Origin of the sequence: Frigoribacterium sp. PhB107, assembly GCF_003751515.1 — a bacterium.
Classification (GTDB): domain Bacteria; phylum Actinomycetota; class Actinomycetes; order Actinomycetales; family Microbacteriaceae; genus Frigoribacterium.
Window position 1 is genome coordinate 910,039 of the sequence record NZ_RJKU01000002.1, and the last position, 25,604, is coordinate 935,642.

Consider the following 25,604-nt stretch of genomic DNA (forward strand, 5'->3'; position numbering starts at 1 on the left):
GTCGCCGCCCTCCCGCGCGGCGCCGCGGCCTAGCCTCGCGGGCGGCCCCGCCTCGACGAGCGGACACGCAGCAGCGTGCCCAGCGCGCCGAGCAGCACCCCGCCGGCCACGGCGGCCAGCGCGCCGTCGTCGCCGGTCGTCGCGAGGGATCGACGCGACGCGGTCGGCACGGGTGCGAGCCCGGCACGAGCCGGGACGACGGCCGTGGGGCCGGCGACCGTCACGGGGAGTCCGCCGGCGGCAGGCAGCCCGCCGAGGCCGGGCCGACCTGCGCCAGGGTCCACGACGCGGTCGATGCGGACGGAGACGCTCACCGGCGCGATGGTCGTGCCTGCCCCGTCGAGCAGCGCCACCAGGTGGTGCTCGCCGGCCTCCGCCTCCTGGGGGATGCGCCCCTCGAGACGGATCGTGCCGTCGGCCCCGACGACGCCGGCGGCGAGCACGCGGACCACCGAGTGCAGCTCGAGCGAGACCGCGGCACCGACCGGGAGGTGGTCGGCCGTGAACACGATCGGGTCGCCGGCCGAGACGGTGCGCCCCTCGAGGCTGGTGCCGTCGGGCCGCGAGATGGTCGGGGCGAAGACGAAGGGCGTGGAGGTGGCGACGGTGCTCCAGGCGCCGGCGCCGGCCGCGTTGACGGCGCGGACGCGGACGTCGACGGGCGTGCCGTTCGCGAGACCCTCCAGCACGGCGGCGAGGCGCGTCGCGCCGGCCGCCACGAGGGTGCCGTCCGGCGCCGCGGCCTCGACCTCGTACCGAGCGACGGCCGCGCCGCCGTCCCACGCCGGGGCGGACCAGGTCGCGCCGACCGTGCCGTCCCCGGGCGAGAGCGCGAGGCCGGCGGGGGCCTCCGGCACTGTCCGGGGCGTCGCTGCAGCGACGGTCGACGCGGCTCCCGGGCCCGCCGCGTTCACGGCCCGCACGCGGAGCTCCTGCTCGGTGCCGTTGCGCAGCCCCGTGAGGGTCGTCGCCGTCGTCTCCGCGTCCGTGCCGCGAACGGTCGCCCAGCCGCCGTCGACGCGCTGTTCGACGAGGTAGCCCGTGACGGCGTCGCCGCCGTCGTCGACCGGGGCGCTCCACGTCAGCGTGACGACCTGGTCGCCGGCGGTCGCCGCCGCGCTCGCAGGTGCGCCGGGCGTCGTCCGGGGAGTGGCCGACACGACGTCCGAGGCGCTGCCCGGTCCAGCCTCGGTGACCGCGGTGACCCTGAAGGAGGCGGCCGTGCCGTTGACGAGACCTGAGACCGTCCGCCTGGTACCCGTCCCCGAGACCTCCGCCGGGGCCCAGTCGCTGTCGCCCGTCGAGGTCTCGACGAGCCACGACGTGACGGGCGAGCCGCCGTCGTCGACCGGGGCGGCCCAGCTCAGCAGCGCACCGCGATCCTGCGGGAGCGCCGTCAGGGCCAGCGGGGCGGAGGGCGCCGACCGCGGTGTGGCCACGACGGTCTCGCTGACCTCGGAGTCGCCGGCGGCGTTCACCGCGGTCACGCGGAAGGAGGCGCGTACGCCGTCGACGAGGTCGTGGACGACGGTGCCGGGCACCAGCGACGTGCCGACGCGGGCCCAGCCCTGGTCGGTGGACGCCTCGACCACCCATTCCTGGACGGGGGAGCCGCCGTCGGAGGGGACGGTCCACGTGAGGGCGACCGAGCGCGGGCCGGGCTGCGCCGTCAGGTCGGCGGGTGCCGACGGGACGGTGCGCGGCGTCGTCGAGATGCCGGCGGACGCGGCCGACCGACCGCGCTCGTTCAGCGCGGTGACCGTCACGTCGTAGGTCGTGCCGTTGGACAGGCCCGTGACGGTCGTCCGGGTCGACGACGCCGGGAAGACCGAGCGGGTCCCGTCGGCACCGGTCACGACGACCTCGTACGCGAGCAGGGCCGACCCGCCGTCGGCCGGCGCGCTCCAGCGGAGGGCGACGCTCCGGTCGAGGGGCACGGCGACCACGTCGTCGGGCGTCGCGGGCACGCCGAACGGCACGACGGCCACGGTCGGGCTCGTGGCCCCGTCGCCCGCGGCGTTGCGGGCCGTGACGCGCACGAGGGTCTCCTCGCCGTTGTCGAGTCCGGCGAGGACCGACGTCGTGACGGAGGCACCGAGCTGCTGCTGCGTCCAGCTCGTGCCGCCGTCGGTGCTGTGCTCGAGCAGCCAGCCGGTCAGCGGCGAGCCGCCGTCGGAGTCCGGGGCCGTCCACGAGACCGTCGCCGTGCGGTCGCCGGCCGCCGCGACGACCGATCGCGGCGCGTCCGGGACGCGTCGGGGAGTCCCGGTCGTCGAGGACCGCGGGCCCTCGCCGGCCAGGTTCTCAGCGGAGACGACGACCCGGTACGGACTGCCGTTGTGCAGCCCGTCGAGCACGACGGAGGCGCCGGTCACGACGACCGTCCGCTCCTGTCCGCCGTCGGACCACGCCACGACGTAGCGGGTCACGGCAGAGCCGTTGTCCGCCGCCGGGGCCCAGGAGAGGGAGAGGGAGCCGTCGCCGGGGACGACCACGGGCGAGCCGGGAGCCGAGGGGAGCGTGTACGGGACCGCCGTGGCGGTGCCCGGCGCGCTCAGGCCGAGTGCGTTGCGCGCCTGGACCAGGAACGAGTACGAGGTGCCCGGCCGGAGCCCGGCGACGGTGCTCGTCGTGCCCTGGACGGTCTCCTGGCGCTGGACGACCGCGCCGGATGCGGTCTCGGACACCACGAGCTGCCACGAGACCACGGGCGAGCCGCCGTCGGAGGCGGGGGCCGTCCACTGGACGACGACGTCCGACGTGGGCCGAGGGGTCGCCGTCACCGTCGGGGCACGGGGCACTGAGACGGGCCGGGCGTCGGCGGTGCCGCTCGCCGGGCTCGTACCGGCCGCGGAGGTCGCCGAGACGCGGAACGCGTACGTCGTGCCGTCGGTCAGCCCCGTCACGGCTGCCGTCGTGCCCGTGACGCGGGCGGGCGCCGAGGGGCCCCACGCGCCTCCTGCGGGCTGCTGCTCGACGAGGTAGCCGGTGACCGGCGTTCCGTTCGTGGTCGACGGCGCCCACGAGAGCGAGGCGGACGACGCGCCGGCCGAGGCCGTGAGGCCCGTCGGGGCGGCCGGGGGAGCGGCGGGCGTCGTCGGCGCGGACGAGGCCGACGGGCCGGTGCCGGCCGCGCTGAGGGCAGCGACGCTGACGACGTAGCTGCGGCCCGTGGTCAGGCCCGTCACGTCGAGCTGGGTGCCCGGTGCGGCGACGTCGGCGCTGCCGCCGTCCCAGGTGACCCGGTAGGACGTGAGCGCCGGGCCGCCGAGGTCGGCCGGCGGCGACCACGTGACGCCGATGCTCCCGGCGCCGGTGGCCGTCGCGACGACGGACCGGGGGGCGCTCGCGGGGCGAGCGGCGAAGTCGAACGAGATGAGGTACTGGATGACCTGGCCGTAGGTCGGGTCCGAGGCGGTGGCGGAGAACTGCGCGTAGCCCACGTTCTGCGGGACGCCCGTGATGCGGCCCGTCGACGAGAGGGTCAGGCCAGGCGGCGGAGCGTCCACCGTGGCCCAGGTGGAGTTCGGGCTGCTGGCCGAGGCCGGGATCTGGTGATCGTAGGGCTGTCCCACCGTGCCGGGCGCGGCCGTCAGGTAGCCGTAGTTGCTGCCGCCGCCACCACCGCCGCCGCCGCAAGCGCAACTCGGATCGGAGATGCCGAGGGCCACGCTCGGCACCACGAGACCGCTGAAGACCGTCAGAGCAACGAGCGCGAGGGCCAGACGGTGCAGTCCGCCGCGTCGGCGACCGTGACTCGAGGTGCTCAGAGGGGCAGGCGTGGGCAGATCGTTCATCCGTCGGTCTCCGTCGTGAGGGTGCCCGCCGCCCAGGGAGGCGGCGGGCACCCTCACGATAGATCGCTGGATACCACTGGGTATGCACCCCGTTCGGGGCTGCGGCGGCTAGCTCGCGACGGACTCCTGCTCGCGCTTCGGCAGGACCCAGCCCGGGCGCACGAAGTGGCAGGTGTAGCCGTTGGGGAGCTTCTCCAGGTAGTCCTGGTGCTCCTCCTCCGCCTCCCAGAAGTCGCCCACGGCCTCGACCTCGGTGACGACCTTGCCGGGCCACAGGCCGGAGGCGTCGACGTCGGAGATGGTGTCGAGCGCGGTCGCGCGCTGCTCGTCGGACGTGAAGAAGATCGCCGAACGGTAGCTGTCGCCGATGTCGTTGCCCTGGCGGTCCTTCGTGGACGGGTCGTGGATCTGGAAGAAGAACTCGAGCAGCTCGCGGTAGCTGATCACCGAGGGGTCGAAGACGATCTCGACGGCCTCGGCGTGTCCGGCGTGGTTGCGGTAGGTGGCGTTCGGGGTGTGGCCGCCCGAGTAGCCGACACGGCTCGAGACGATGCCGGGTCGACGACGGAGCAGCTGCTGCGCGCCCCAGAAGCAGCCGCCGGCGAGGACCGCTCGCTCGGTGGTGGTGCCGGTGGCAGGGGAGGCGTCGGGTGCGATGTCGTTCATGGTGGAGAATCTACGCCCGACGTCCGACAGCACCGTGTGGCCGGGCCGAGAGCCGGCTGTGCGCACCGCGCACCTTGTGCCCCGGAGGTTGCGCCTCCGTGGCCGCCCCGCGAGGATCGACGCATGGAGACCTTCATCATCGCCCTGATCGTCCTCGGCGCCGTCGTGGTGATCGTGGGGATCCTCATCGCCCTGGTCACGCCCGTGCTGTCGGCCGCACTCGAGCGCCGCGCCGCGTCGAAGGGCCGCCTCGCGGCCGAGTCGCCGTACCGCACGCCTCGCCCGCCCCGCCGCTGAGGGCGGCGCGGCCGCGCGCGTGCCCGACGCCGCGGAGAGCGACCGGGTCGCCCGCGGGAGTGGTGCCTCGGGAGCGCAGCCCTGCCGTGAAGCTCATCGACGCTCCGCGAGGCACCTGACCGGGGGTTCACGACGTCCCGGCCTGAGATCACGGTACGACGGCCCCAGCGAGATCACCAATCGCAAAATCCCTGGTCAGAGGCGTGAAAATCCCTAGACGCCCTAGCGATGCGGCGCGACCAGGCATTTCCTCCCGACACGCCCGGGCCAGGCTCTGTCCGTTTCGCGCAGTCGTGAGTCGTCCTCGTCGACGCGACGGGCGCCTCCTCGGCTCGTCGGCCCCGTCCCGCCCTGGGATGATCGTCGGATGAGCCTCATCCGACTGCACGACGTGTCCGTCCGCTTCGAGAACGCCCCCGTGTTGCGCGAGGCCTTCTTCCGTCTCGAGCAGGGCGACCGGGTCGGCCTGATCGGACGCAACGGCTCGGGCAAGTCGACCCTGCTCAAGCTCGTGCTCGAGCAGGTGCAGCCCGACACGGGCACCGTCACTGTCGAGCCGGGCACCCGCATCGGCTACTTCTCGCAGTTCAGCGAGCTCGACGGGACGTCGACGGTCACGGAGGTGCTGCAGGGCCTCTTCGAGGGCGTGCGCGCCATGGAGGCCGAGCTGGGCGAGATCGACTCCGCCATCGCGGTCGCGGCCGTGGACCCCGACCAGGGCGACGAGCTGACCCGGCTGATCGACCGCCAGGCCGAGCTCTTCGCCGAGATGGACCGCCAGGACGGCTGGGACTACCCGCGCCACATCGACACGGCCCTCACGACGCTCGGCTTCACCGAGGAGCACCGCTCGCTGCCCATCGACGACCTGTCCGGCGGCTGGCGCAACCGGGCGGCGCTCGCGAAGATCCTGCTCGAGCAGCCCGACGTCCTCCTGCTCGACGAGCCCACGAACTTCCTCGACGTGGCCGGCGTCGAGTGGCTCGAGCAGTGGTTCCGCGACTTCCGGGGCGCCGCCGTCGTCGTGTCGCACGACCGGCAGTTCCTCGACGCGGTCGTCACGCGCATCGTCGAGGTCGAGGCGTTCCACCTGCACGAGTACCCCGGCGACTTCGGCGAGTACGTCGTGCAGAAGCAGTTCCGGCTGAAGACGATCGAGCACCAGTTCGCGCACGAGTCCGAGCTGCTCGCCTTCGAGTCCGAGGGCATCGCCGATCGGCGAGAGGCAGTCAAGGTCGCCAAGGCCGCGAAGGCAGGAGGCGCGGGAGGCCTCACGAAGGAGCTCGCGAAGATCAAGAAGCAGCGCGCCCCGCGCCCGGTCGACCAGATCATCACCGAGATCTACGGCGGGCTGCACGTCAAGGACGTGCTCTGCCGCGTCGAGGGGCTCGGCAAGTCGTACGGCGACCGCGTGCTCTTCGACGACGTCTCGTTCGAGCTCCGTCGCCGCGACCGGATGGTCGTCTCGGGCTCGAACGGCAGCGGCAAGAGCACGCTGCTCCGCGTGCTGGCGGGGGAGGAGCGGGCCGACCGGGGGCGTGTCGACTGGGCCGGCGGTGCGCGGGTCGTCTCGTACGACCAGGTGCTCGCCGACCTCGACGACCAGGACACGGTGACCCACGCGGTGAACGCCATGCCGGACAGCCTGGCGCTCACGGCCACGCGCAAGTCGGTCGGCCGGTTCCTCACGATGTTCCAGTTCTCGGAGGCCGACGTGAAGCAGCGGATCGGCGCGCTCAGCGGCGGCCAGCGGGCCCGCGTGGCCATGGCGCAGTGCCTGCTGTCGGGCGCCTCCGTGCTGTTGCTCGACGAGCCGACGAACCACCTCGACCTCGCGAGCACGCAGGTCATGGAGCGCGCGCTCGTGCACTTCCCGGGCGCGGTCGTCGTGGTCAGCCACGACCGGTTCTTCAGCGAGAAGGTCGGCAACCGCCGGGTCGTGTTCGGGGCGGAGGGCGCCGCCGTCGGCGAGCTGGAGGTCGGCGCGGCCTAGCCAGGCCTCCGCCTGTCCGCGCCCGCAGCCCAGGGGGTGTTGACTGAGGACGCTGCGCCAGTCAGGTCTGTCGTGGAGACTCCTCTCCCGCGAGCACCGACACCCAGAAGCGAGGCCGTCATGGCCACCCCCGCACCGCGCACACCCGACACCCTCCCGCTCGAGGACCCCGCCTCGCAGGAGGGGCCGGCCGACTCCCGACCTGCCCTGCGGAACGCCCAGGTGGTCGGCACCGGCATGCCGCTGCTCGAGGAGCGAGCGCCGACCGACGCCGCAAGCGAGATCCTGGCCCGGATGCGCCGGGTCCGCGACGCCGACATCGCCTTCGCCCTGCAGCTCCGTCAGCAGCTCGACCTGAGCGGCAACGACCTGGCCGCCGTGACGCTGATCCAGCACTGCGAGGCGAAGGGCACCAACGCTCACGCCAAGGACATCGCGCATCAGCTCGGCGTGACGAGCGCGGCGGCCACGATCATCGTCGACCGGCTCGTCGCCCTGGGCCACGTGCTGCGCACCGACGACCCGGCCGACGGGCGGCAGCGCATCCTCAGCCTCACGCCGAGCACCTGCGAGCTCCTCGAGAACGCCACCCGGGAGGCGGACCGGGCGCTCGCCGAGCTGGCCGCGACCCTCTCGACCAGGGAGCGGACACGGTTGACGACGCTGCTCGACGCCGTCGCCGAGATCCTCGACGCCGGGCCTGCCGCCTCCTAGGGCCGGTCGGGGGAGGGCCCGGTGGCGACCTATCCGCTTTGCGAAGTCCCTCGCGCGATTAGCTTCGTGCATTAGGTAGGGCCCTCGCCGGGGCATAGCTTCGGGGTACCGGATCTTCCCCTCCGGCGCCCTCCGCCGATACGCCGCCAACATCCTGGTGGTCCTTCGCGGGGCGCTGTGCACCCGGTTGACGCGAGGCCAGCTACGCCTCAGATCACGGCCGTGTCCCATGACGATCATCGATCCTGTCCGAACCGCCGACCGCCCGCTCCTCCACGTCCGTGAGGTGCCCGCGCCGGCCACCCGCCCTCTGCTCGCCCCCCGCGGCGCGAGCAGCTACACCACCGCTCCCGGCGCCGTGCCCGTGCGCATCGGTTCCTACCGGCGCGGCGCTCGTGCGTCACGCCCCGCAGCCCCGGTCGTCACGGCCGAGCTGACCTACGGCGACTTCTTCGCCACGCCCGGCACCTAGCGCCGCGGCGTCGCCCTCCGCGACGCCTCCTCGTCCGGCACCGTCCGGCAGTCGGCACCCCGACGCACTCGCCCTGTCCCGCACCCCGGTGCAGGGCGGCCCCCTCAGCTCCCCTCACCCGAGAGGCACCACCGTGACCCCGTCATCGTTCACCCCCGTCCCCGCCGTCGACCACCTGTCCGTCGCGACCGAGGCCATCGACGTCATCTCGCTGATCTCCGCCCAGGACGCCGCGTGACCGCCGCCGAGCTGGCCGCCCTGCCGCCCGAGGCGCTCGTCGACCTCGTCCGTCGCGTGCTGCGCGAGCCCACCGCGCGCTAGGGCCCTGCCCCGCGGACGGTCGCGTCACGTCGAGACCCCCGAGAACCGCCGAGGCCCTCCTGTGCGCAGGAGGGTCTCGGCGGTCCCGCAGGGCGTCGACGCCGACGTCAGTCGGCGAAGAGCGCGCCGACGGGCTCGCGCTTCTCGGCCTGGAACGCGTCCTCGACGCGGCCGAGCGCCCAGTAGGCGCTGAGCGACAGCGACGATCGCTCGAGGCCCCAGGTGTCGTGCAGGACGACCCGCGCCTCCTTCATGGCGCCTCGCTCGCCGTGGGCGAAGACGCGGAGCGGCGACGTGGGCGGCTCGAGGCCGCGGAGCGCCGCCAGCAGTGCGCTGCCCGGACGCGCGCTGGCACGGTGCAGCCAGCGGAGCTCGACCCCGTCGGGTCGGGCGAGCACGAGCTCGTCGTCGGGCCCCTCGACCTCGATCAGCGCCAGCCCGCGGGCGTCGGGCGCCATCGACTCGAGCGCGGAGGCGATCGCGGGCACCGCCGAGTCGTCGCCGAGCAGCAGGTCGGACACGGCGGGGTCGTCGGACGGCGACCAGAGCCCGCCCGGGCTCGACATCTGCAGCCGGTCGCCGGGCCGGGCCGCGAGCGCCCACGGCCCCGCGACGCCCTCGTCGCCGTGCACGACGAAGTCGACGGCGATCGTCCGCGCGGCGGTGTCCACCGAGCGGATCGTGTACGTCCGCCGCACCGGCAGCTCGTCCGGCTCGAGGCGGCCGCGCAGCTCGTCGAGGTCGAACGGCGGCTGCAGCCCCCGGTCGGGTCGCGGGGGCAGCAGCAGCTTGACGTAGCGGTCGGTGGCCGCCAGCCGCTCGGCCCCGGCCTCGACGAACCCGTCGAACGCTTCGCCGCCGAGATGGACCCGCACGAGGTGCGGTGACAGGCGCTCGGTCCGCTCGACCACGAAGACGTGCTGGGCACGCACCGGCCGGGCGGCCCGGGCAGCAGGCGCGGCGGGGGCGGGTGCCGAGGAGGCGGCGGCGTCGGTCACGCGGGACTCCCCGGTCAGTTCTGGGTCGCCGTCTCGAGCAGCGGCACGAGCTGGTCGAGGGCGTACTGACGCGAGAGCGCGCTGCTCAGCGAGTACGCGGCCGAGACGTCGCCGTCGATGACGAGGTCGTGACCGGCCTGCACGGCCGGCACGGCCTTCCACTGCGGGTCGTCGGTGATCTCGGTCGTGGCGATGTAGATCGGGAACGCGACGATCACGTCCGCGTCGATCACGTCGAGCTGCTCGGACGAGATCGTCACCGAGAACCCGCCCGAGTTCGGCGTGAGGGCCGCGATGGCGGGGTTCTGCTCGAAGCCGAGCTCCTCGAGCAGGTCGACGCGCTCGCTGCCCTCGACGTAGGCGCCCCAGCCCTCGCTGGTCTTCGTGGCGGCGGTCACGGTGAGGCCGTCCCACTCGGGGTGCGCCTGGGCGACGGCCTCGACGGCCGACTCGCTCTCGTCGACGAGGCGGTCGCCCTCGTCCTCGAGGCCGAGGGCGGTCGAGACGAGGTCGAGCTGGTCCTCGAAGTCGGTGAGGTAGTTGTCGCCGCCCTCGGGCACGCCCACGGTCGGGGCGATGCTCGAGAGGCGGTCGTACCGGTCCTGGTCGCCGGAGCCCTTGGTGTCGAGGATGAGGTCGGGCTCGAGCGCCGCGATGGCCTCGTAGGAGGGCTCGAGCGTGCCGATGATCTCGGGCGACTGGTCGTAGAGGCCCTGGGCCCAGGGGCCGACGCCGTCGGCCTCGTCGCCGAAGGCCAGCCAGTCGGAGGCGCCGACCGGCTGCACGCCGAGGGCGAGCGCGGTCTCGGCGTCGCCCCAGCCGAGGGCGACGACGCGCTTCGGCTGCTGGTCGATCGTGACCTCGCCGAACTTGGTGTCGACGCTCGCGGGGAACGTGCCGGCCGCGACGCTCGGGCCGCTGGTGGCGGTGTCGTCGGAGGCGCCGGCGGAGCAGCCGACGAGGGCGAGGGAGGTGGCGGCCAGGACGGCGACGAAGGTGACGCGGGAGCGCATGGGGGTGTCCTCGGGACTCGGGGGCGGGGTGCTGGCTCGCGTCGGGGCGAGTCCCAGGTGAGGGTAGCCTAAGCTCATCTGCATGGCGACCACCACCCCGCCCGGAGCAGTCCGGGCCCCGCGGGCCGCCGCCCGGACCCGCCGGAGGGTCGCGGGCCTCGTCGTCGCCGCTGTCCTGCTGGCGGTCGCGCTCCTCCTCAGCCTCGCCGTCGGCGCCCGTCCCGTCGCGCTCGCCGACGTGGTGCGGGTGCTGGGCGGGCTGCTGCCGGGCGGCGCCGCCCCGGCCGGCGTCGCGCCCGCCGACGTCGCCGCCGTCCTCGACCTGCGCCTGCCGCGCACCGCGGCGGCCCTCGTGGCCGGGGCGGGCCTCGGGGTCGCGGGCGCCGTGGTGCAGGCGGTCACGCGGAACCCCCTCGCCGACCCCGGGATCCTCGGCGTCACGGCGGGCAGCGCGTTCGCGGTGTCGATCGCCGTCGGCTTCGCCGGGGTCACCGCCGCGAGCGGCTGGATCTGGTTCTCGTTCGTCGGTGCGGCCCTCGCCGCAGTCACGGTCTCACTCGTCGGAGGAGCCGGCAGGTCCGGCGGCAGCCCCGCTCGGCTGACGCTCTCGGGCATCGCCCTGGGGGCCGTGCTGAGCGGGATCACCTCCTCCATCGTGCTCGCCGACCCGCGTCGCTTCGACGCCGTCCGCGCCTGGGAGGTGGGCTCGCTGGCCGACCGCGGCTGGGGCCCGGTCGCGACCGTCGCCCCCTTCGTCCTGGCGGGCATCGTGCTCGCGCTGCTGGTCTCGCGCCCGCTCGACGCGGTGGCGCTCGGCGACGACCACGCCTCGTCCGTGGGCGTCTCGGTGCCCCTCGTGCGCGTGGCCGCCCTCGTCGTCGTGACCCTCCTGGCAGGAGGTGCGACGGCCGTGGTCGGGCCGATCGCGTTCCTGGGGCTCATGGTCGCGCACGCCGCCCGCGGCGTCGTCGGGGCCAGCCAGCCGTGGACGATCGGGCTGAGCGCCCTGCTGGGGCCCGTGCTGCTGCTGATCGCCGACGTGCTGGGTCGGGTCGTCGCGCCTCCGGGCGAACTCGCCGCAGGCCTCGTGACCGCGGCGATCGGCGCACCCGTGCTGATCGTCGTCGCCCGCCGCCTCACGGGCGGCGCTCGGTGAGCGGCCTCGACCTGCGGAGCCGTCTCCGCTCAGGCTCCGACCCCGGTCCCGGCTCAGGCCTCGGTCCCGGCCGCCTCCGGCCCCGCGGTCGTCGTGCCGTGGCCACCGCCTCCCTCGCGATCGTCGCCCTCGTGGTCGCGGTGCTCGCGCTCGGCCTCGGCGACTACCCGCTCAGCCCGCCCGAGGTGCTGCACGCCCTGCTCGGCGGCGACGGGTTCGCGTCGACGATCGTGCTGCAGTGGCGGCTGCCGCGCGTCCTCGCCGCACTCGTGTTCGGGGCCGCGCTGGGCGCCTCCGGGGCGGTGTTCCAGTCGCTGACCCGCAACCCCCTCGGCTCGCCCGACGTGATCGGCTTCTCGACAGGGGCCTACACGGGTGCCATCGTCGTGATCGTCTCGGGTGCTGCCTCCGCCGTGGGCACGGCTCTCGGCGCGCTCGTCGGCGGTCTCGCGACGGCACTCGTCGTGTACCTGCTCGCGTGGCGCAAGGGGGTGCACGGGCTGCGGCTGATCATCGTCGGCATCGCCGTCACGGCCCTGCTGCACTCCGTCAACAGCTGGCTGCTGCTGCGGGCCCAGGCCGAGGTGGCCCTGTCCGCGTCGTTCTGGGGCGCCGGGTCGCTGGCCCTCGTCGGCTGGTCGGAGCTGCTGCCGGGCGCTGCGCTGATCGCAGTGCTGGCGGTGCTCGTCGCGGGCCTGGCACGGCCCCTCCGTCAGCTCGAGCTCGGCGACGACGCGGCCCGCGCCCACGGCCTGCGCGCCGAGGGCACGCGCCTCGCCCTCGTGGTGCTCGCCGTCGCGCTGACCGCGGTCGTCACCGCCAGCACGGGGCCGATCATCTTCGTCGCGCTCGCCGCGCCCCAGCTCGCCCGTCGGGTCGTGCGCTCGGCCGGGGTCCCCCTGCTCGGCGCCGCGCTGGTCGGCGGGCTGCTGCTGCTCGTCGCCGACGTCGTCGCCCAGCACGTCACCACCACGCCCGTGCCCGTCGGCCTCGTCACGCTCGTGATCGGCGGCGCCTACCTGATCAGCCTGCTCGTCGCAGAATCCCGGAGGACCCGGTGACCGACCCCGTCACGCCCGACCCGCTCGTGCCCGGCCCCGTCCCGCGCGGCGGCGCCACGCCTGCCGGCGCCAGACCCGGCGGCGCCACGCGCGCCGACGCCACGCCGCGGCTCGCCGCCCGAGCCGCGCACCTGGCGTACGACCGCCGCACCGTCTCGGCGTCGATCGACGCCGAGGTCCGCGACGGCTCGTTCACGGTGATCGTCGGGCCGAACGCCTGCGGCAAGTCGACCCTCCTGCGGGCGTTCTCGCGCCTCCTCGCCCCCCGTTCCGGAGCCGTGCTGCTCGACGGACGCGACCTCGCCAGGGTGCCCGCGAAGGAGGCGGCGCGCACGGTCGGCCTGCTGCCCCAGTCGTCGACCGCACCCGAGGGCATCACCGTGGGCGAGCTCGTGTCCCGGGGCCGGTACCCGCACCAGGGCATGTTCCGGCAGTGGTCGGACGCCGACCGGGCCGCCGTCGCGACCGCGCTCGCCGAGACCGACCTCGTCGACCTGGCCGAGGTGCCGGTCGACGAGCTCTCGGGCGGACAGCGGCAGCGCGTCTGGGTCGCGATGGCGCTCGCGCAGCAGACCTCGGTGCTGCTGCTCGACGAGCCCACCACGTACCTCGACATGGCTCACCAGTACGACCTGCTCGACCTCTTCGCGCGGCTGCACGAGCAGGGCACGACCGTCGTCGCCGTGCTGCACGACCTCGCGCAGGCCGCGCGCTACGCGACGGACCTGATCGTCATGAGCGACGGCGAGGTGGTCGCGACCGGTGCCCCGGCCGACGTGCTCACGGCCGAGCTCGTCGAGGACGTCTTCGACCTGCCGTGCCTCGTGGTGCCCGATCCCGTGACGGGGACGCCCCTGGTCGTGCCGCGCCGGCGGCGCTGACCCGGCGACGGGCCGCGCCGCTGCGGGTCGAGAAGCGCCGCGAACGGGACGACCTGCCGCGGGGCCCCGCGTCGGTTTGTCCCTTCTGCGTCGTATCGCGGCTTCGGGCACGGCCCAGCGGCGTGGCCGGGCGGGTGCTCGGGTGCCGCGCGTACGCTCCGGGCATGACCGATCTGCAGGGAGCCGTCGTGCTCGTCGCCGGGGCGTCGGGCGGCCTCGGCAGCCGGATCGCCGCGCAGCTGTCCGACCAGGGGGCCGTCGTCGTGCGGGCCGGACGCGCCGGGGGAGAGCTCACCGGGCCCGACGCCTACGTCGCCGACCTCCGCGAGCCGGGCGGCGGCGCGTCGCTCGTCGCCGCGGCGCTCCAGGCCCACGGGCGTCTCGACGGTGTCGTCGTCGCAGCGGGCGTCGTCGGGTTCGGACCTGCCGACGCCGTCAGCGACGAGGCTCTCGACGAGCTGGTCCAGACGAACCTGCTGGCACCCGTCCGCCTGCTGCGCGACGCGTCGGAGGCGCTCGCCGCGTCCGCAGCCGCGGGGCGTGAGCCGTTCGCCGTCACGATCAGCGGAGTCGTGGCCGAGTCGCCGACCGCGGGCATGGCCGCGTACTCCGCTGCCAAGGCGGGCCTGGCCGCGTGGGTGAGCGCCGCCTCCCGCGAGTTCAGGAGGCGCGGCGTCCGCCTCGTGGACGCGCGACCCGGGCACACGGAGACCGGACTCGCGACGCGGCCGATCACCGGCGAGGCGCCGAGCTTCCCGACGGGGCTCGACCCCGACGTGGTCGCGGCCCGCATCGTCCGGGCGATCGTCGACGGCGAGAAAGACCTGCCCAGCACCAGTTTCTGACCGCACCTGCCCATGCGCCCGGCCCGTAATTGGCGCGTGATCCGTCCGCACGGCTCCACGCAGCCCCTTCCGCACGGCGTGTCAGGCTTGGATCTGTCTCCGTTTGCGGCCTCTGGCCCCGGAGAGCGGTGCAGTGCAGCCGCGGCCATCGGTCCGAGGGATCAGGCGAAGCCGGTGCCCAGCTCGCGCAGCAGGTCGGCCAGCTGGTCGCGCTGCTGACGTGTCAGCGACCCGAGCGGCGAGTGCTCGGCCTCGAGCAGGTCGAGCATGGCCCGGTCGACGAGGTCGACGCCCTCCTCGGTGATGCGGATGAGGGCGGCGCGGCCGTCGCGCGGGTCGGCGCGGCGCTCGACGAGGCTGCGCTCGACGAGCCGGTCGAGCCGGTTCGTCATCGTGCCGCTCGTGACCATGGTGGCCGTGACGAGGTCCTTGGGGCTGAGCTCGAAGGGGTCGCCGGCCCGGCGCAGGGTCGACAGCACGTCGAACTCCCAGATCTCGAGGCCCGAGCGTCGGAACGCCTCGGCGCGCACCCGGTCGAGTCGTCGGGAGATGCGGCGCAGCCGCGAGAAGACGTCGAGCGCTGCGAAGTCGATGTCGGGCCGCACGCGCGCCCAGGCGTCGATGATCAGGTCGACCTCGTCGTTGGTGTTCACGCAGCAGTCCTCTCGGGCGGGGGGCACACCCGATCATGCCCCTCGAAGGTGCGGGTCGCCTCGACGCCGCCCCGCGCGCGCCCTCGCGGCGTGCGCGGCCTGCCTCGTGAGCTCCCGCTCGACCCGCGTCGCCCACCCTCGTCCGGGGCACGTTTTACACGTCCGTAACAAGTTGTATACAAGATCGCGTCATCGGGACTGATTGCATTCAATCCACTCCTTCCCGCACCCGAGCATCGGACCACACATGCCTCTGACCTCGCTCTCCTCGCGATCTGCCGCCCGGCGTCGCGCGCTCACGCTGCCGGCCGCAGCCCTCGGCATCGTCCTCGTGGCGACCGGGTGCCAGCAGGTCCAGACGGCCGACACCGCCGCCACGAGCAGCCGGGAGGACATCTCGACCGCGCCGATCGGCGACGCGACGATCGTCGAGGGCGGCGACCTCGTCATGGCGCTCTCGGCCGAGCCCGACCGGCTCGACCCGACCACCTCCTCGTCCCTCTACACGCGCTACGTGATGGAGACGATGTGCCAGAAGCTGTACGACATCGACGCCGAGGGCGCCATCGTGCCGATGCTCGCCACCGAGCTGCCCGAGGTCAGCGACGACGGCCTCACCGTCACGTTCCCCGTGCGCACGGACGCCGTCTTCGCCGACGGCACCCCGCTCGACGCGGAGGCGGTCGTCGGCACCCTGCAGCGCGGCCTCGACAAGGACGACTCGTCACGCCGCAGCGAGCTCGGCCCGATCACCGGCATCTCGGCGGTCGACGACGCGACCGTCGAGGTCACCTACTCCGAGCCGTTCGCCCCGCTGACGGCGGCCCTCGCCGACCGTGCGGGCATGGTGATGTCGCCCACGGCGCTCGCCTCGGCCGGCGACGCGTTCGGCGACGCCCCCGTCTGCGTCGGCCCGTACAAGTTCGTCGAGCGCGTGCCGCAGACCTCGATCACCGTCGAGCGCGACCCGCTCTACTACGACGCCGAGTCGGCCCACTTCGACACGATCACGTACCGCATCATCACCGACGCGAGCATCCGTGCGGCGAACCTGCAGTCGGGCGACGTGCAGGTCGCCGACTCGATGTCGACGCAGGACGTCGGCACGCTGAAGGAGGACGACTCCCTCACCGTGCTCGAGGTCGGCTCCCTCGGCTACCAGGGCCTGACGGTCAACATCGGCAACCAGGACGGCATCGGCACCGAGCCCGTGCAGCTCGACGGCCCGCTCGCGAGCAACGCCGCGGTGCGCCAGGCGCTCTCGATGTCGATCGACCGTGAGGCGCTCGTGAAGACCGTCTTCGGCGGCCTCTACGACCCTGCCTGCTCCCCGATCTCGCCGAGCAGCCCGTTCGCCACCGACGCGAGCGACGCCTGCCCCGACTACGACCCGGAGGCGGCGGTGCAGATGCTCGAGGACGAGGGCGTGGAGACCCCCCTCGCGATCGACATGCAGGTGAGCAACAACCCGGACACCGTGCGCTTCGCCCAGGCGCTGCAGGCCCAGGTCGCCGAGGGCGGCTTCGAGCTGACCATCACCCCCGTCGAGTACTCGACGCTGCTCGACGTGCAGACCGAGGGCGACTTCGAGGCGCTGCAGCTCGGCTGGTCGGGCCGAATCGACCCGAACGGCAACATGTTCAACTTCCTGTCGACCGGCGCCGGCAACAACTACAGCGGCTACAGCGACGACGAGGTGGACGAGCTGCTCAGCGACGCCGCGTCGACGACCGACGTCGACGAGCGGGCCGAGCTCTACGGCCAGGTCGTCGAGAAGGTGCAGGAGGACTCGCCGATCATCTGGCTGTACCGCGTGCGCAGCCTCACCGCGCTGTCGAACGACATCGCCGGCGTCTCCACCTTCGCCGACGGCGTCGTGCGCCTCAGCACCGCCGCCTTCGTCGAGGCCGACTGAGCCATGGCACGCTACCTCCTCACCCGCCTGTGGCAGTCGGCGGTGACGCTCGTGCTCGCCTCCGTCGTGGTCTTCGTCGGCGTCCGGCAGCTGCCGGGCGACCCTGCCCTCGCCCTGGCGGGTGAGGAGGCCAGCCCGCAGCAGGTCGCGGCCATCCGCGCCGACCTCGGGCTCGACGACCCGCTCGTCGTGCAGTACCTCCGCTTCGTCGGGGCGTTCCTCCGGGGCGACCTCGGCCAGTCCACCCGGACCGGCACCCCCGTCGCCGACCTGATCGGCGCGACGCTGCCGGTCACCCTGTGGCTCGCGCTGTACGCCATCGTCGTGGCCGTGCTCGTCGGCGTCGCCCTGGGCGTCGTCGCCGAGCGCTGGCGCGGCCGCTGGCCCGAGTGGATGGCCAACGCCGCCGCCCTCGTCGGCCTGAGCGTGCCGAACTTCTGGCTCGGCATCCTGGCCATCCTGTGGCTGGCCGTCGGGCTGGGCATCTTCCCCGCCTCCGGGTACGTCCCCGTCACCGAGGACCCGTGGCAGGCGCTCGTGCACCTGACCCTGCCGGCGCTCATCCTCGGCACCTCCCTCGCCGCCGTGATCATGCGGCAGACGCGGGCCTCGATGATCGAGACGATGACGACGGACTACGTCCGCACGGCCCGCGCCAAGGGCCTCGGACGGGGCCGGGTGCTGCTCCGCTACGGGCTCCGCAACTCGATGATCGTCGTCGTGACGATCGTCGGCCTGCAGCTCGGCGGGCTGATCTCGGGCGCCGTCGTGACCGAGCGCATCTTCGCCCTGCCGGGCTTCGGCAAGCTCACCCTCGACGCGGTCTTCACGCGCGACTACCCGGTCGTGCAGGCCGTCGTGCTCGTCATCACGCTCGGCTACATCCTGATCAACCTCGTCGTCGACGTGCTCTACAGCGTCCTCAACCCGCGCATCCGAGTCGGAGGAGCCTCCTGATGACCGTCCTCGTGCCCACCTCCCACGAGCTCGGCTCCGACCGGGGCCGCGTCTGGGGCCAGCTGCGCCGCAACAAGCTCGGCGTGACCGGCGGCGTGATGCTGCTCGTCGTCCTCGTCGCGGGGATCGCCGCCCCGCTCATCGCGCCGTACGGCCCGGCCGAGGTGCACTTCGACGCCCCGTTCCAGCTGCCCGGCACGATCGGGTACCTGCTCGGCACCGACGACCTCGGCCGCGACATCCTCTCGCGCACGGTCTACGGCATCCGCGTCTCGCTCGTCGTCGGCGTGCTCAGCGTCGTGCTGGCCGTCGTCGTCGGCACCCCGCTCGGGCTGATCGCGGGCTACTGGCGCTGGCTGGACGCGATCGTGTCGCGCCTGACCGACGTGATGCTCGCGTTCCCGTTCCTCATCATCGCCGTCGCGCTCGCCGCCATCAGCGGACCGAGCCTCGGCAACGCGGTGGTCGCCCTCGGCATCGCGCAGATCCCCACCATGATCCGGGTGGTGCGCGGCGAGACGATGCGCATCCGCTCGACCGACTTCGTGCTGAGCGCCCGCACCATGGACGCGACCGGCCTGCGGGTGATCTTCGCCCACGTCCTGCCGAACTGCGTCTCGGCGATCATCGTCCAGGCGACGGTCATCATGCCGGTCGCGGTCATCGGGGAGGCGCTGCTGTCGTTCCTGGGGCTCGGCATCCAGCCGCCGACGGCCAGTCTGGGCATCATGCTCTCCGACGCGCAGCAGTACCTGTCGAACGCACCGTTCGCGGCCGTCGTCCCGGGCCTCGCCATCGCCGTCATCTGCCTCGGCTTCAACCTCGTCGGCGACGCGCTCCGCGACGCCCTCGACCCGACCTCCCGCGAACGGACCTGATCTTCGTGACCTACACCGCACCTCCCGCGTTCACCACCCGGCCCGACCTCCGAGGCACCTTCGGCATGACCGCCTCGACGCACTGGCTCGCGACGGCCTCGGCCCAGTCGGTGCTCGAGCGCGGCGGCAACGCGTTCGACGCGGCGGTCGCCGGCGCGTTCGTGCTGCACGTCGTCGAGCCGCACCTCAACGGGCCGGGCGGCGACATGACGGCGGTCTTCGCGACGGCCGACGAGCCGGGCCGGCCCGTCGTCCTGATGGGGCAGGGGCCGGCGCCCGCCGGCGCGACGGTCGAGCACTACCGCGCCGAGGGACTCGACCTCGTCCCGGGGTCGGGCGCCCTCGCCGCGGCCGTGCCCGGCGCGGTCGACGCGTGGCTGCTCCTGCTCCGCGACCACGGCACGTGGGAGCTCGCCGACGTGCTCGCCTACGCGATCGGCTACGCCCGCGACGGGCACCCGATCACCGCACGGGTGACCGAGACGATCGGCGCCGTCGCCGCGCTGTTCGCCGAGCACTGGCCCACCTCGGCCGACCGCTGGCTCGTCGACGGCGCCCCGCCGGCGCCGGGCGAGATGGTCGTGAACGAGGCGTACGCCCGGGTGCTCGACGGGCTCGTGGCCGCAGGAGGCGCGCTGCCGGCCGCCGAGGCCGGTCCCGCGCCGCGGACGCCCGGCACCGACGGCCCCGACGGCACCGACGGCCCCGGCTCCTCGCGCGCCGAGGCCGCCCGCCGTGCCCGTGTCGACGCCGCGCGCACCGAGTGGGCCGAGGGGCTCGTCGCGACCTCGATCGACGCCTTCGTGCGCACGCCGCACCGGCACTCGACGGGAGGCGACCACGCGGGGGTGATGCGCGCCTCCGACCTGGCGGCCTTCCGCGCCTCGACCGAGGAGGCGACGGCCGTCGAGTTCCGCGGCCACGTCGTCGCGAAGACCGGCGCCTGGGGGCAGGGCCCGGCCCTGCTGCAGGTGCTGGCGATGCTCGATCCGCTGCCCGACGAGCTGCTCGACCCCTCGACCGTCGAGGGTGCGCACACGATCGTCGAGGCGCTCAAGCTCGCGATGGCCGACCGCGAGGCCTGGTACGGCGACCGCGACGTGCCGCTCGGCCGCCTGCTGTCGGCGGAGTACGCCGCCGAGCGTCGTGCCCTCATCGGGCGGACCGCGTCGCACGAGCTGCGTCCGGGCGACGCCGGGGGCGCAGGAGGCGCGGGCCGCCTCCCGACGCTCCGCACCGACGACGAGGTGGCCGGCCCCGGCGCCGGCGTGGGGGAGCCCACCGTCGGCTCGTTCTCCCCGGCCGCCCCCGACGCCGGCCCGACCGCCGTGCCCGCCGACGACGCCCGTCAGCCGGGTGCCGAGCCCGACGTCGCGCCGACCGGCGAGACCCGTGGCGACACCTGCCACATCGACGTGGTCGACCGCTGGGGCAACGTCGTCTCGGCGACGCCGTCCGGCGGCTGGCTGCAGTCGTCCCCGACGATCCCCGAGCTCGGCTTCTGCCTCGGCAGCCGCCTCCAGATGAGCTGGCTCGAGGAGGGCACCGCCTCGACCCTCGAGCCCGGTCGTCGCCCCCGCACCACGCTGACGCCGACGCTCGTGCTGCGCGACGGCCAGCCGCGGGTCGCCCTCGGCTCGCCTGGCGGCGACCAGCAGGACCAGTGGCAGCTGCTGTACCTGCTGCGCACGATCGTCGGCGGCTGGACCCCGCAGCAGGCGATCGACGCCCCGGCCCTGCACACGACTTCGTTCCCCGGCTCGTTCTGGCCGCGCACCTGGACGCCGGGCGGCGTCGTCGTCGAGGACCGCCTCGGCGACGAGCTGATCGCCGGCCTCGAGGCCCGTGGCCACGTCGTCACCCGCTCGGGAGACTGGTCGCTCGGCCGGCTGTCGAGCGTCACCCGAGACCCCGAGACCGGCGTGCTGGGCGCCGCCGCCAACCCCCGAGGAGCACAGGCCTATGCCGCAGGACGCTGAGACGCCGACCAGGAACACGACGACAGACGTGAGCACCAGCACCAGCACCAGCACCAGCTCGGGCCCTGCCGCCGCGCCCCTGCTCGCCGTCCGCGGCCTGCGGGTCGCGTTCGGCGACCGCGACGTCGTGCACGGGGTCGACCTCGACGTGGCGCGTGGCGAGCGCGTCGCGATCGTCGGCCAGTCCGGCTCGGGCAAGTCGACCGTCGTGGCGGCCGTGCTGCAGCTGCTCCCCGGTGCCGGGCACGTCACGGGCGGCACGGTCCACCTCGGCGGCGACGAGCTGACCGGGGCGGGCGAGGCGCGGATGCGGTCGGTGCGCGGCGCCCGCATCGGCCTCGTGCCGCAGGACCCGTCGACGAACCTCAACCCCTCGATGACCGTCGGGGCTCAGATCGCGGACGCCCTGCGCGCGGGCGGTGCGCGCGGCCGGGCCGCCGTCGGCCGACGCGTCGTCGAGCTGATGACCGAGGCCGGCATCCCCGAGGCCGACCGGCGGGCGGGCCAGTACCCGCACGAGTTCTCCGGCGGCATGCGCCAGCGCGTGCTGATCGCCGTGGCCCTCGCCCGCGACCCCGAGCTGCTCATCGCCGACGAGCCGACGAGCGCGCTCGACGTGACGGTGCAGCGGCAGATCCTCGACCACCTGCAGACGCTGGTCGACGCTCACGGCACGTCGCTGCTCTTCATCACGCACGACCTCGGCGTCGCGGCCGACCGGACCGACCGCATCGTCGTCATGCTCGACGGCCGCGTCGTCGAGCAGGGCACACCCCGGCAGATCCTGCTCGACCCGCAGCACGAGTACACCAAGCGCCTGGTGGCCGCGGCGCCGACGGTGGCCGCCGCCGCGGCGCTCCGGGCCGAGGAGCCCGTCGGCGACGGGCAGCAGGGGGCCGAGGAGGCGCGGGCCGACCCGATCCTGGTCGTGACGGACCTCGTCAAGGAGTACCGCCTCCGGGGCCGCCGGGGCGAGACCGTGCGGGCCGTCGACGGCATCTCGTTCGAGGTCCCGCGCGGCACGACCACCGCGGTCGTCGGCGAGTCGGGCTCGGGAAAGACGACGCTGTCGCGCATCGTGCTGGGGATCGAGCCGGCCACGTCGGGCTCCGCCCTGATCGACGGCGAGGGCATCACGGCCAGTCGCGGCGCCGCGCGCCGGGCCCTGCGTCGTCGCGTGCAGCCCGTGTTCCAGGACCCGTACGGCTCGCTCGACCCCACCTACAGCGTCGAGCGGCTGGTCGACGAGCCGCTGCGCATCTTCGGGGTCGGAGACCGTGCCGGCCGACGAGCCCGGGTCGCCGAGCTGCTCGACCAGGTGGCCCTGCCCCGGTCGGTCGCGCAGAGCCGGCCGAACGAGCTGTCGGGCGGCCAGCGACAGCGCGTAGCGATCGCCCGGGCCCTCTCGCTCGAGCCTGAGCTGCTGATCTGCGACGAGGCCGTCTCGGCCCTCGACGTGCTCGTGCAGGAGCAGATCCTCGAGCTGCTCGCCGAGCTGCAGGGCCGCCTCGGGCTCAGCTACCTGTTCATCACGCACGACCTCGCCGTGGTGCGCCAGATCGCCCATAGTGTGGTGGTGATGCGACGCGGTCGCATCGTCGAGCGGGGCAGCGTCGACGACGTGTTCCTCGCCCCGACGGACGAGTACACCCACCACCTCCTAGGAGCGATCCCCGGTGCCAGCCTCGCTGTCTGACCGAGCCCGACGGGCGGGTCGCGTCGCGTCCCGTCCCGGCGTGCACTGCGGAGCGCGACCGTGCTGAGCGTCGTCGACGCCGTGCGGGCGGACATCGTGCAGGGGGTGCTGCAGCCGGGCACGCGCATCACGGAGGCGGCGCTCGCCGAGCGCTACGGCGTCTCCCGGGTGCCGGTGCGCGAGGCGCTCCGCGGGCTGGAGGCGGAGGGCTTCGTCGAGTCCCGGCCGAACGTCGGGTCGCGCGTGGCCGAGATCCCGTTCGACGAGGCCGACGACCTCTTCGCGGTCCGGGAGGCGCTCGAGATCTCGACCGCGCGGCGCGCCGCGGGCAGGGCGCGGGCGCGGTTCAGCGGCGGGGACGACCACGCAGCCGGAGGCGGCAGCAGCGACGCCGACGACGACTGGCGGCGCGTGCGGCGGTCGCTGGAGCAGCTGCTCGACGAGGGCGACGCCGCCGTCGCCCGGGGCGACCTCGATCGCCTGGTCGACCTGAACGAGCGGTTCCACATCGGCATCGCCGAGCTCAGCCGCAGCAGCACGCTCGCGACGCTGCTGCGCCAGCTGTCCCGCAAGATCGAGTGGCTCTACGCCCTCGACGAGTTCTCCCGCGGCAAGCGGCTCTGGCCCGACCACAGGGTGATCCTCGCCGCCATCGACGCGGGCGACGCCGACCGGGCAGCGGAGCTGATGGGACGGCACGTGCGCGAGTCCCGCGTCGGGTACCTCGGCCGGACAGCGCCCGCCGAGGTCGTCGAGCAGCTGCGCGCGGCACCCGTCCCCGTCGCGGGCGGCGTCGCGTGACGCGCCCCGTGACCCGACACCGGCTCGATCCGACACCCGCGACGACGAACGACGTCTACTCCCGCGACCACGCCCCCGTCCTCACCGTCGAGGCCGGCGACGAGGTCGTCGTCGGGTCGCTCGACGCCTCCGGGCACCTCGAGCGCCAGCGGACGCCCGGCGAGGTGCGGCCGCGCCTGTTCCCGCAGGCGCGGGGCCACGCGCTCACCGGTCCCGTCGCCGTCCGGGGCGCGCGTCCCGGGCAGATGCTCGGCGTCACCTTCGTCGACCTGCGGCCGGGGGAGTGGGGATGGACGGTCGCGGGCGGCCGCGAGACGCCGGTCACGACGCGGCTCGGCCTGGCCGACGTCCCGCCCGCCTGGCTGCTCTGGGAGATCGACGTCGACGCCGGCGTCGCCACCGAGAGCCGGGGGCTCAGCGTGCCGACCGCGCCGTTCCTCGGGCTGACGGGCGTGGCGCCGGCCGAGCCGGGCGAGCACTCCACGACGCCGCCGCGCACGACGGCGGGCGGCAACGTCGACTGCCGCGAGCTCGTGGCGGGGTCGACCCTGTGGCTGCCGGTGCAGGTCGACGACGCGCTCCTGTACCTCGGCGACGGCCACGCGGCCCAGGGCGACGGCGAGGTCGGCGGCACGGCGATCGAGTGCCCGATGACGACGGAGGTGCGGATCGACCTGGTCGACCGGCGCCCGCTCCCGAGCGTGCACGCCGAGACCCCCGCGGGGCGGATCACCTTCGGCTTCGACGCCGACCTCGACGTCGCGACGGGCGACGCCCTCGACGCGATGGTGACGTGGCTGGCGGCCCTGCTCGACGTCGACCGCGCGACCGCCCTCGCCTTCGCCAGCGCCGTCGTCGACCTGCGCGTGACGCAGGTGGCGAACCAGACGTGGGGAGTGCACGCCCTGCTGCCGACGGGCGCGCTCGGCCTCTGAGACCGACCGGCGCGCTCGGTCTCAGAGGCCGGCCGCCGCCTCCCGCCGGGAGGGACCGACCGCCGCCTACTGGTACGTCACGAGGTCCGGCACGGGAGACACCTCGGTCATCGTCTGCTCGGGCGTGAGCATGGGCTCGTCCTCGTCGAAGAAGTTCTTCCAGCCCCACGCGACCTCGGGGGCGCCGTCGTGCAGGGCGCGCCAGGTGGCCTGCTTGTCGGGCTGGGAGCCCTGCCCGTCGACGTGCACGAGGGTCGTGAGCTCGGGGCGGCTCAGGTCGATCGCCGCCCGGTCGCGCAGCATGCTCGACCGGAACTGGTGCAGCACGAACAACTTGGGCGGCAGCGAGTTCGCGTCGACGAGGTCGGCCAGCCAGGTGGAGACCCCGTCCACCTCGGCGGCGTCCACGCCGCCGATCTGCCGCAGCGGCACCTGGTCCGGCGCGAGGCGCCACTCGGGGTCGAGGGCGAGGCCGACGTTCGGCTCGGTGAGCAGCGACTCGTACCGGCGGGCCTGGGTCAGGAAATCGGTGCGCCCCGGCTGCAGGTCGAGCACGACGTACTGCCCGGCGGCGGCCGCGGCCTCGACGTACGGGCGCAGCCGCTCGGGGTCGAGCTCGTTCGAGTAGTCGCCGTCGGGGCCGGCGTCGCCCGCCGCCACGGTCGCGATCAGCTCGAGCATCGGCACGACGGGCCGGTCGGACGAGGCCTGGTAGCTGGCCGCCGTGTCGGCGGCGCGCCGCACGGTCGCCGCGACGTCCTGTTCACCGAGGACGCCGAGAGCCGAGGTGCCCGGGGCGCCGTAGAGGGCGACGAACCGTCGGTCGGGGAAGAACCGCTGGCCGCCGCCCGGCAGCTCGGCGCCCGAGCGCGCCGCGGCGACCGACCACTCGAGATGGGGCCGGTCGGCGAACGCGGAGCCGACGACGAGGGTGGAGTCCGCCTCGGAGGCGCCCATCGCGCCGACGACGGAGGCGTCCTGCTGCAGGTCGGTCACGCCCTCGGGCAGCGCGAGCAGCTCGGCTCCCGCAGCTCGGGCGGTGGCCGACGCCGCGGCGTCGTCCGGTCCCGACACGACGACGAGCGTCGAGGAGTCGGCGTCCCGGGCCGGGGGAGCCGTGACCTCGGCGGCCGGCACGGCGTCCACGTCGCCGAGCTCGAGGTCGTCCGCCGACGGGCCCTCGCCCACCGTCGCCACCGTCGCCGCACCCAGGCGGTCGACCTCCGTCGCGACGTCGACGCCCGCCGCGGCGATCAGCACGGGCGCGCCGATCCGCTCGCCCTGCTCCGCCGCCTCGGCGACGGCGTTCGGGGCGTCGGCCGTGGCGAGCACCACGACCGGCGAGCTGCCCCACAGCGCGCGGCTGGTCTCGACGGCCCGCTCGGCGGGGGTGCCCGACGCGGCGGCGGTGACCGCCGCCTCCGGCGTGGCCACCGTCAACTCGACGGTCTCGGGCTCGGGGGTCGACGTCGTGCACGCCGTGACGGTCAGCAGGGCAGCGGCGGCCACCGCTGCGGCGGGGAGGAGGCGGTGTCGGGAAGTCACCGATCCACGGTAGACCGGTGCGGAGCCCTGC

Annotated in this window: 21 protein-coding genes; 15 read left to right on the top strand and 6 right to left on the bottom strand. The window is 74.5% G+C overall.

Annotated elements, in window-relative coordinates:
- Nucleotides 1–29: 29 nt before the first annotated feature.
- Both EDF18_RS12510 and msrA read right to left on the bottom strand, forming a co-directional pair.
- Nucleotides 30–3,797, bottom strand: coding sequence for a fibronectin type III domain-containing protein (locus EDF18_RS12510; protein WP_123548089.1), 3,768 nt, complete (start codon nt 3,795–3,797; stop codon nt 30–32).
- A gap of 108 nt (nt 3,798–3,905) precedes the next feature.
- Nucleotides 3,906–4,463: a peptide-methionine (S)-S-oxide reductase MsrA gene (gene msrA / locus EDF18_RS12515; protein ID WP_123548090.1), complete on the bottom strand. Its 558-nt coding sequence runs from the start codon at nt 4,461–4,463 to the stop codon at nt 3,906–3,908.
- A 123-nt stretch (nt 4,464–4,586) separates the two neighbouring features.
- Here msrA and EDF18_RS16370 point away from each other — a divergent pair, with 123 nt between their 5' ends.
- From EDF18_RS16370 to EDF18_RS12530, 4 genes are all read left to right on the top strand, one after another.
- Complete coding sequence (locus EDF18_RS16370; RefSeq protein WP_158614674.1) at nt 4,587–4,760, top strand: hypothetical protein; 174 nt, start codon at nt 4,587–4,589, stop codon at nt 4,758–4,760.
- Between the two features lie 367 nt (nt 4,761–5,127).
- Nucleotides 5,128–6,753, top strand: coding sequence for an ABC-F family ATP-binding cassette domain-containing protein (locus EDF18_RS12520; protein WP_123548091.1), 1,626 nt, complete (start codon nt 5,128–5,130; stop codon nt 6,751–6,753).
- Nucleotides 6,754–6,873: 120 nt separating this feature from the next.
- Nucleotides 6,874–7,467: a MarR family winged helix-turn-helix transcriptional regulator gene (locus tag EDF18_RS12525; RefSeq protein ID WP_123548092.1), complete on the top strand. Its 594-nt coding sequence runs from the start codon at nt 6,874–6,876 to the stop codon at nt 7,465–7,467.
- Nucleotides 7,468–7,696: 229 nt separating this feature from the next.
- The gene (locus tag EDF18_RS12530; RefSeq protein WP_123548093.1) at nt 7,697–7,939 is read left to right on the top strand and encodes a hypothetical protein; all 243 of its coding nucleotides are present in this window, start codon (nt 7,697–7,699) and stop codon (nt 7,937–7,939) included.
- A gap of 428 nt (nt 7,940–8,367) precedes the next feature.
- Here the strand turns inward: EDF18_RS12530 and EDF18_RS12535 are convergent, their stop codons facing one another.
- Both EDF18_RS12535 and EDF18_RS12540 read right to left on the bottom strand, forming a co-directional pair.
- Nucleotides 8,368–9,258, bottom strand: coding sequence for a siderophore-interacting protein (locus EDF18_RS12535; protein WP_123548094.1), 891 nt, complete (start codon nt 9,256–9,258; stop codon nt 8,368–8,370).
- A 14-nt stretch (nt 9,259–9,272) separates the two neighbouring features.
- Nucleotides 9,273–10,271 (bottom strand): iron-siderophore ABC transporter substrate-binding protein, encoded by a 999-nt coding sequence (locus tag EDF18_RS12540; protein WP_123548095.1) that lies wholly within the window; start codon nt 10,269–10,271, stop codon nt 9,273–9,275.
- A gap of 82 nt (nt 10,272–10,353) precedes the next feature.
- Here EDF18_RS12540 and EDF18_RS12545 point away from each other — a divergent pair, with 82 nt between their 5' ends.
- From EDF18_RS12545 to EDF18_RS12560, 4 genes are all read left to right on the top strand, one after another.
- Complete coding sequence (locus tag EDF18_RS12545; RefSeq protein WP_123548096.1) at nt 10,354–11,427, top strand: iron ABC transporter permease; 1,074 nt, start codon at nt 10,354–10,356, stop codon at nt 11,425–11,427.
- A gap of 98 nt (nt 11,428–11,525) precedes the next feature.
- Entirely contained in the window at nt 11,526–12,488 is a 963-nt protein-coding gene (locus EDF18_RS12550; protein WP_233569122.1) for an iron chelate uptake ABC transporter family permease subunit, read from the top strand.
- Nucleotides 12,485–13,369, top strand: coding sequence for an ABC transporter ATP-binding protein (locus EDF18_RS12555; protein WP_369878336.1), 885 nt, complete (start codon nt 12,485–12,487; stop codon nt 13,367–13,369). The genes EDF18_RS12550 and EDF18_RS12555 overlap by 4 nt, the downstream gene beginning before the upstream one ends.
- Nucleotides 13,370–13,533: 164 nt before the next feature.
- Complete coding sequence (locus tag EDF18_RS12560) at nt 13,534–14,214, top strand: SDR family oxidoreductase (RefSeq protein ID WP_123548098.1); 681 nt, start codon at nt 13,534–13,536, stop codon at nt 14,212–14,214.
- Nucleotides 14,215–14,375: 161 nt separating this feature from the next.
- Here the strand turns inward: EDF18_RS12560 and EDF18_RS12565 are convergent, their stop codons facing one another.
- Nucleotides 14,376–14,867 carry a MarR family winged helix-turn-helix transcriptional regulator gene (locus EDF18_RS12565; RefSeq protein WP_123548099.1) on the bottom strand — a complete coding sequence of 164 codons (492 nt, stop codon included), beginning with the start codon at nt 14,865–14,867 and terminating at the stop codon, nt 14,376–14,378.
- 247 nt (nt 14,868–15,114) lie between these two features.
- On the opposite strand from EDF18_RS12565, the gene EDF18_RS12570 reads away from it, so the two are divergent.
- Genes EDF18_RS12570 through EDF18_RS12600 form a run of 7 tightly spaced genes read left to right on the top strand, consistent with a single transcriptional unit; the run spans nt 15,115 to nt 24,028 of the window.
- Complete coding sequence (locus EDF18_RS12570; protein ID WP_123548100.1) at nt 15,115–16,782, top strand: ABC transporter substrate-binding protein; 1,668 nt, start codon at nt 15,115–15,117, stop codon at nt 16,780–16,782.
- 3 nt (nt 16,783–16,785) lie between these two features.
- Complete coding sequence (locus EDF18_RS12575; RefSeq protein WP_123548101.1) at nt 16,786–17,739, top strand: ABC transporter permease; 954 nt, start codon at nt 16,786–16,788, stop codon at nt 17,737–17,739.
- The gene (locus tag EDF18_RS12580; RefSeq protein WP_123548102.1) at nt 17,739–18,617 is read left to right on the top strand and encodes an ABC transporter permease; all 879 of its coding nucleotides are present in this window, start codon (nt 17,739–17,741) and stop codon (nt 18,615–18,617) included. The genes EDF18_RS12575 and EDF18_RS12580 overlap by 1 nt, the downstream gene beginning before the upstream one ends.
- 5 nt (nt 18,618–18,622) lie before the next feature.
- Nucleotides 18,623–20,596, top strand: a complete 1,974-nt coding sequence (locus EDF18_RS12585; protein ID WP_123548103.1) for a gamma-glutamyltransferase family protein — start codon at nt 18,623–18,625, stop codon at nt 20,594–20,596.
- Nucleotides 20,580–22,292 (top strand): ABC transporter ATP-binding protein, encoded by a 1,713-nt coding sequence (locus EDF18_RS12590; protein ID WP_123548104.1) that lies wholly within the window; start codon nt 20,580–20,582, stop codon nt 22,290–22,292. Before EDF18_RS12585 ends, EDF18_RS12590 begins: the two co-directional genes overlap by 17 nt.
- A gap of 60 nt (nt 22,293–22,352) precedes the next feature.
- Nucleotides 22,353–23,093, top strand: coding sequence for a GntR family transcriptional regulator (locus EDF18_RS12595; RefSeq protein ID WP_233569124.1), 741 nt, complete (start codon nt 22,353–22,355; stop codon nt 23,091–23,093).
- A gap of 8 nt (nt 23,094–23,101) precedes the next feature.
- Nucleotides 23,102–24,028: an acetamidase/formamidase family protein gene (locus tag EDF18_RS12600; RefSeq protein WP_123548339.1), complete on the top strand. Its 927-nt coding sequence runs from the start codon at nt 23,102–23,104 to the stop codon at nt 24,026–24,028.
- Between the two features lie 66 nt (nt 24,029–24,094).
- Here EDF18_RS12600 and EDF18_RS12605 read toward each other — a convergent pair whose 3' ends face one another.
- Entirely contained in the window at nt 24,095–25,573 is a 1,479-nt protein-coding gene (locus EDF18_RS12605; protein ID WP_123548105.1) for a hypothetical protein, read from the bottom strand.
- Nucleotides 25,574–25,604: the final 31 nt, after the last annotated feature.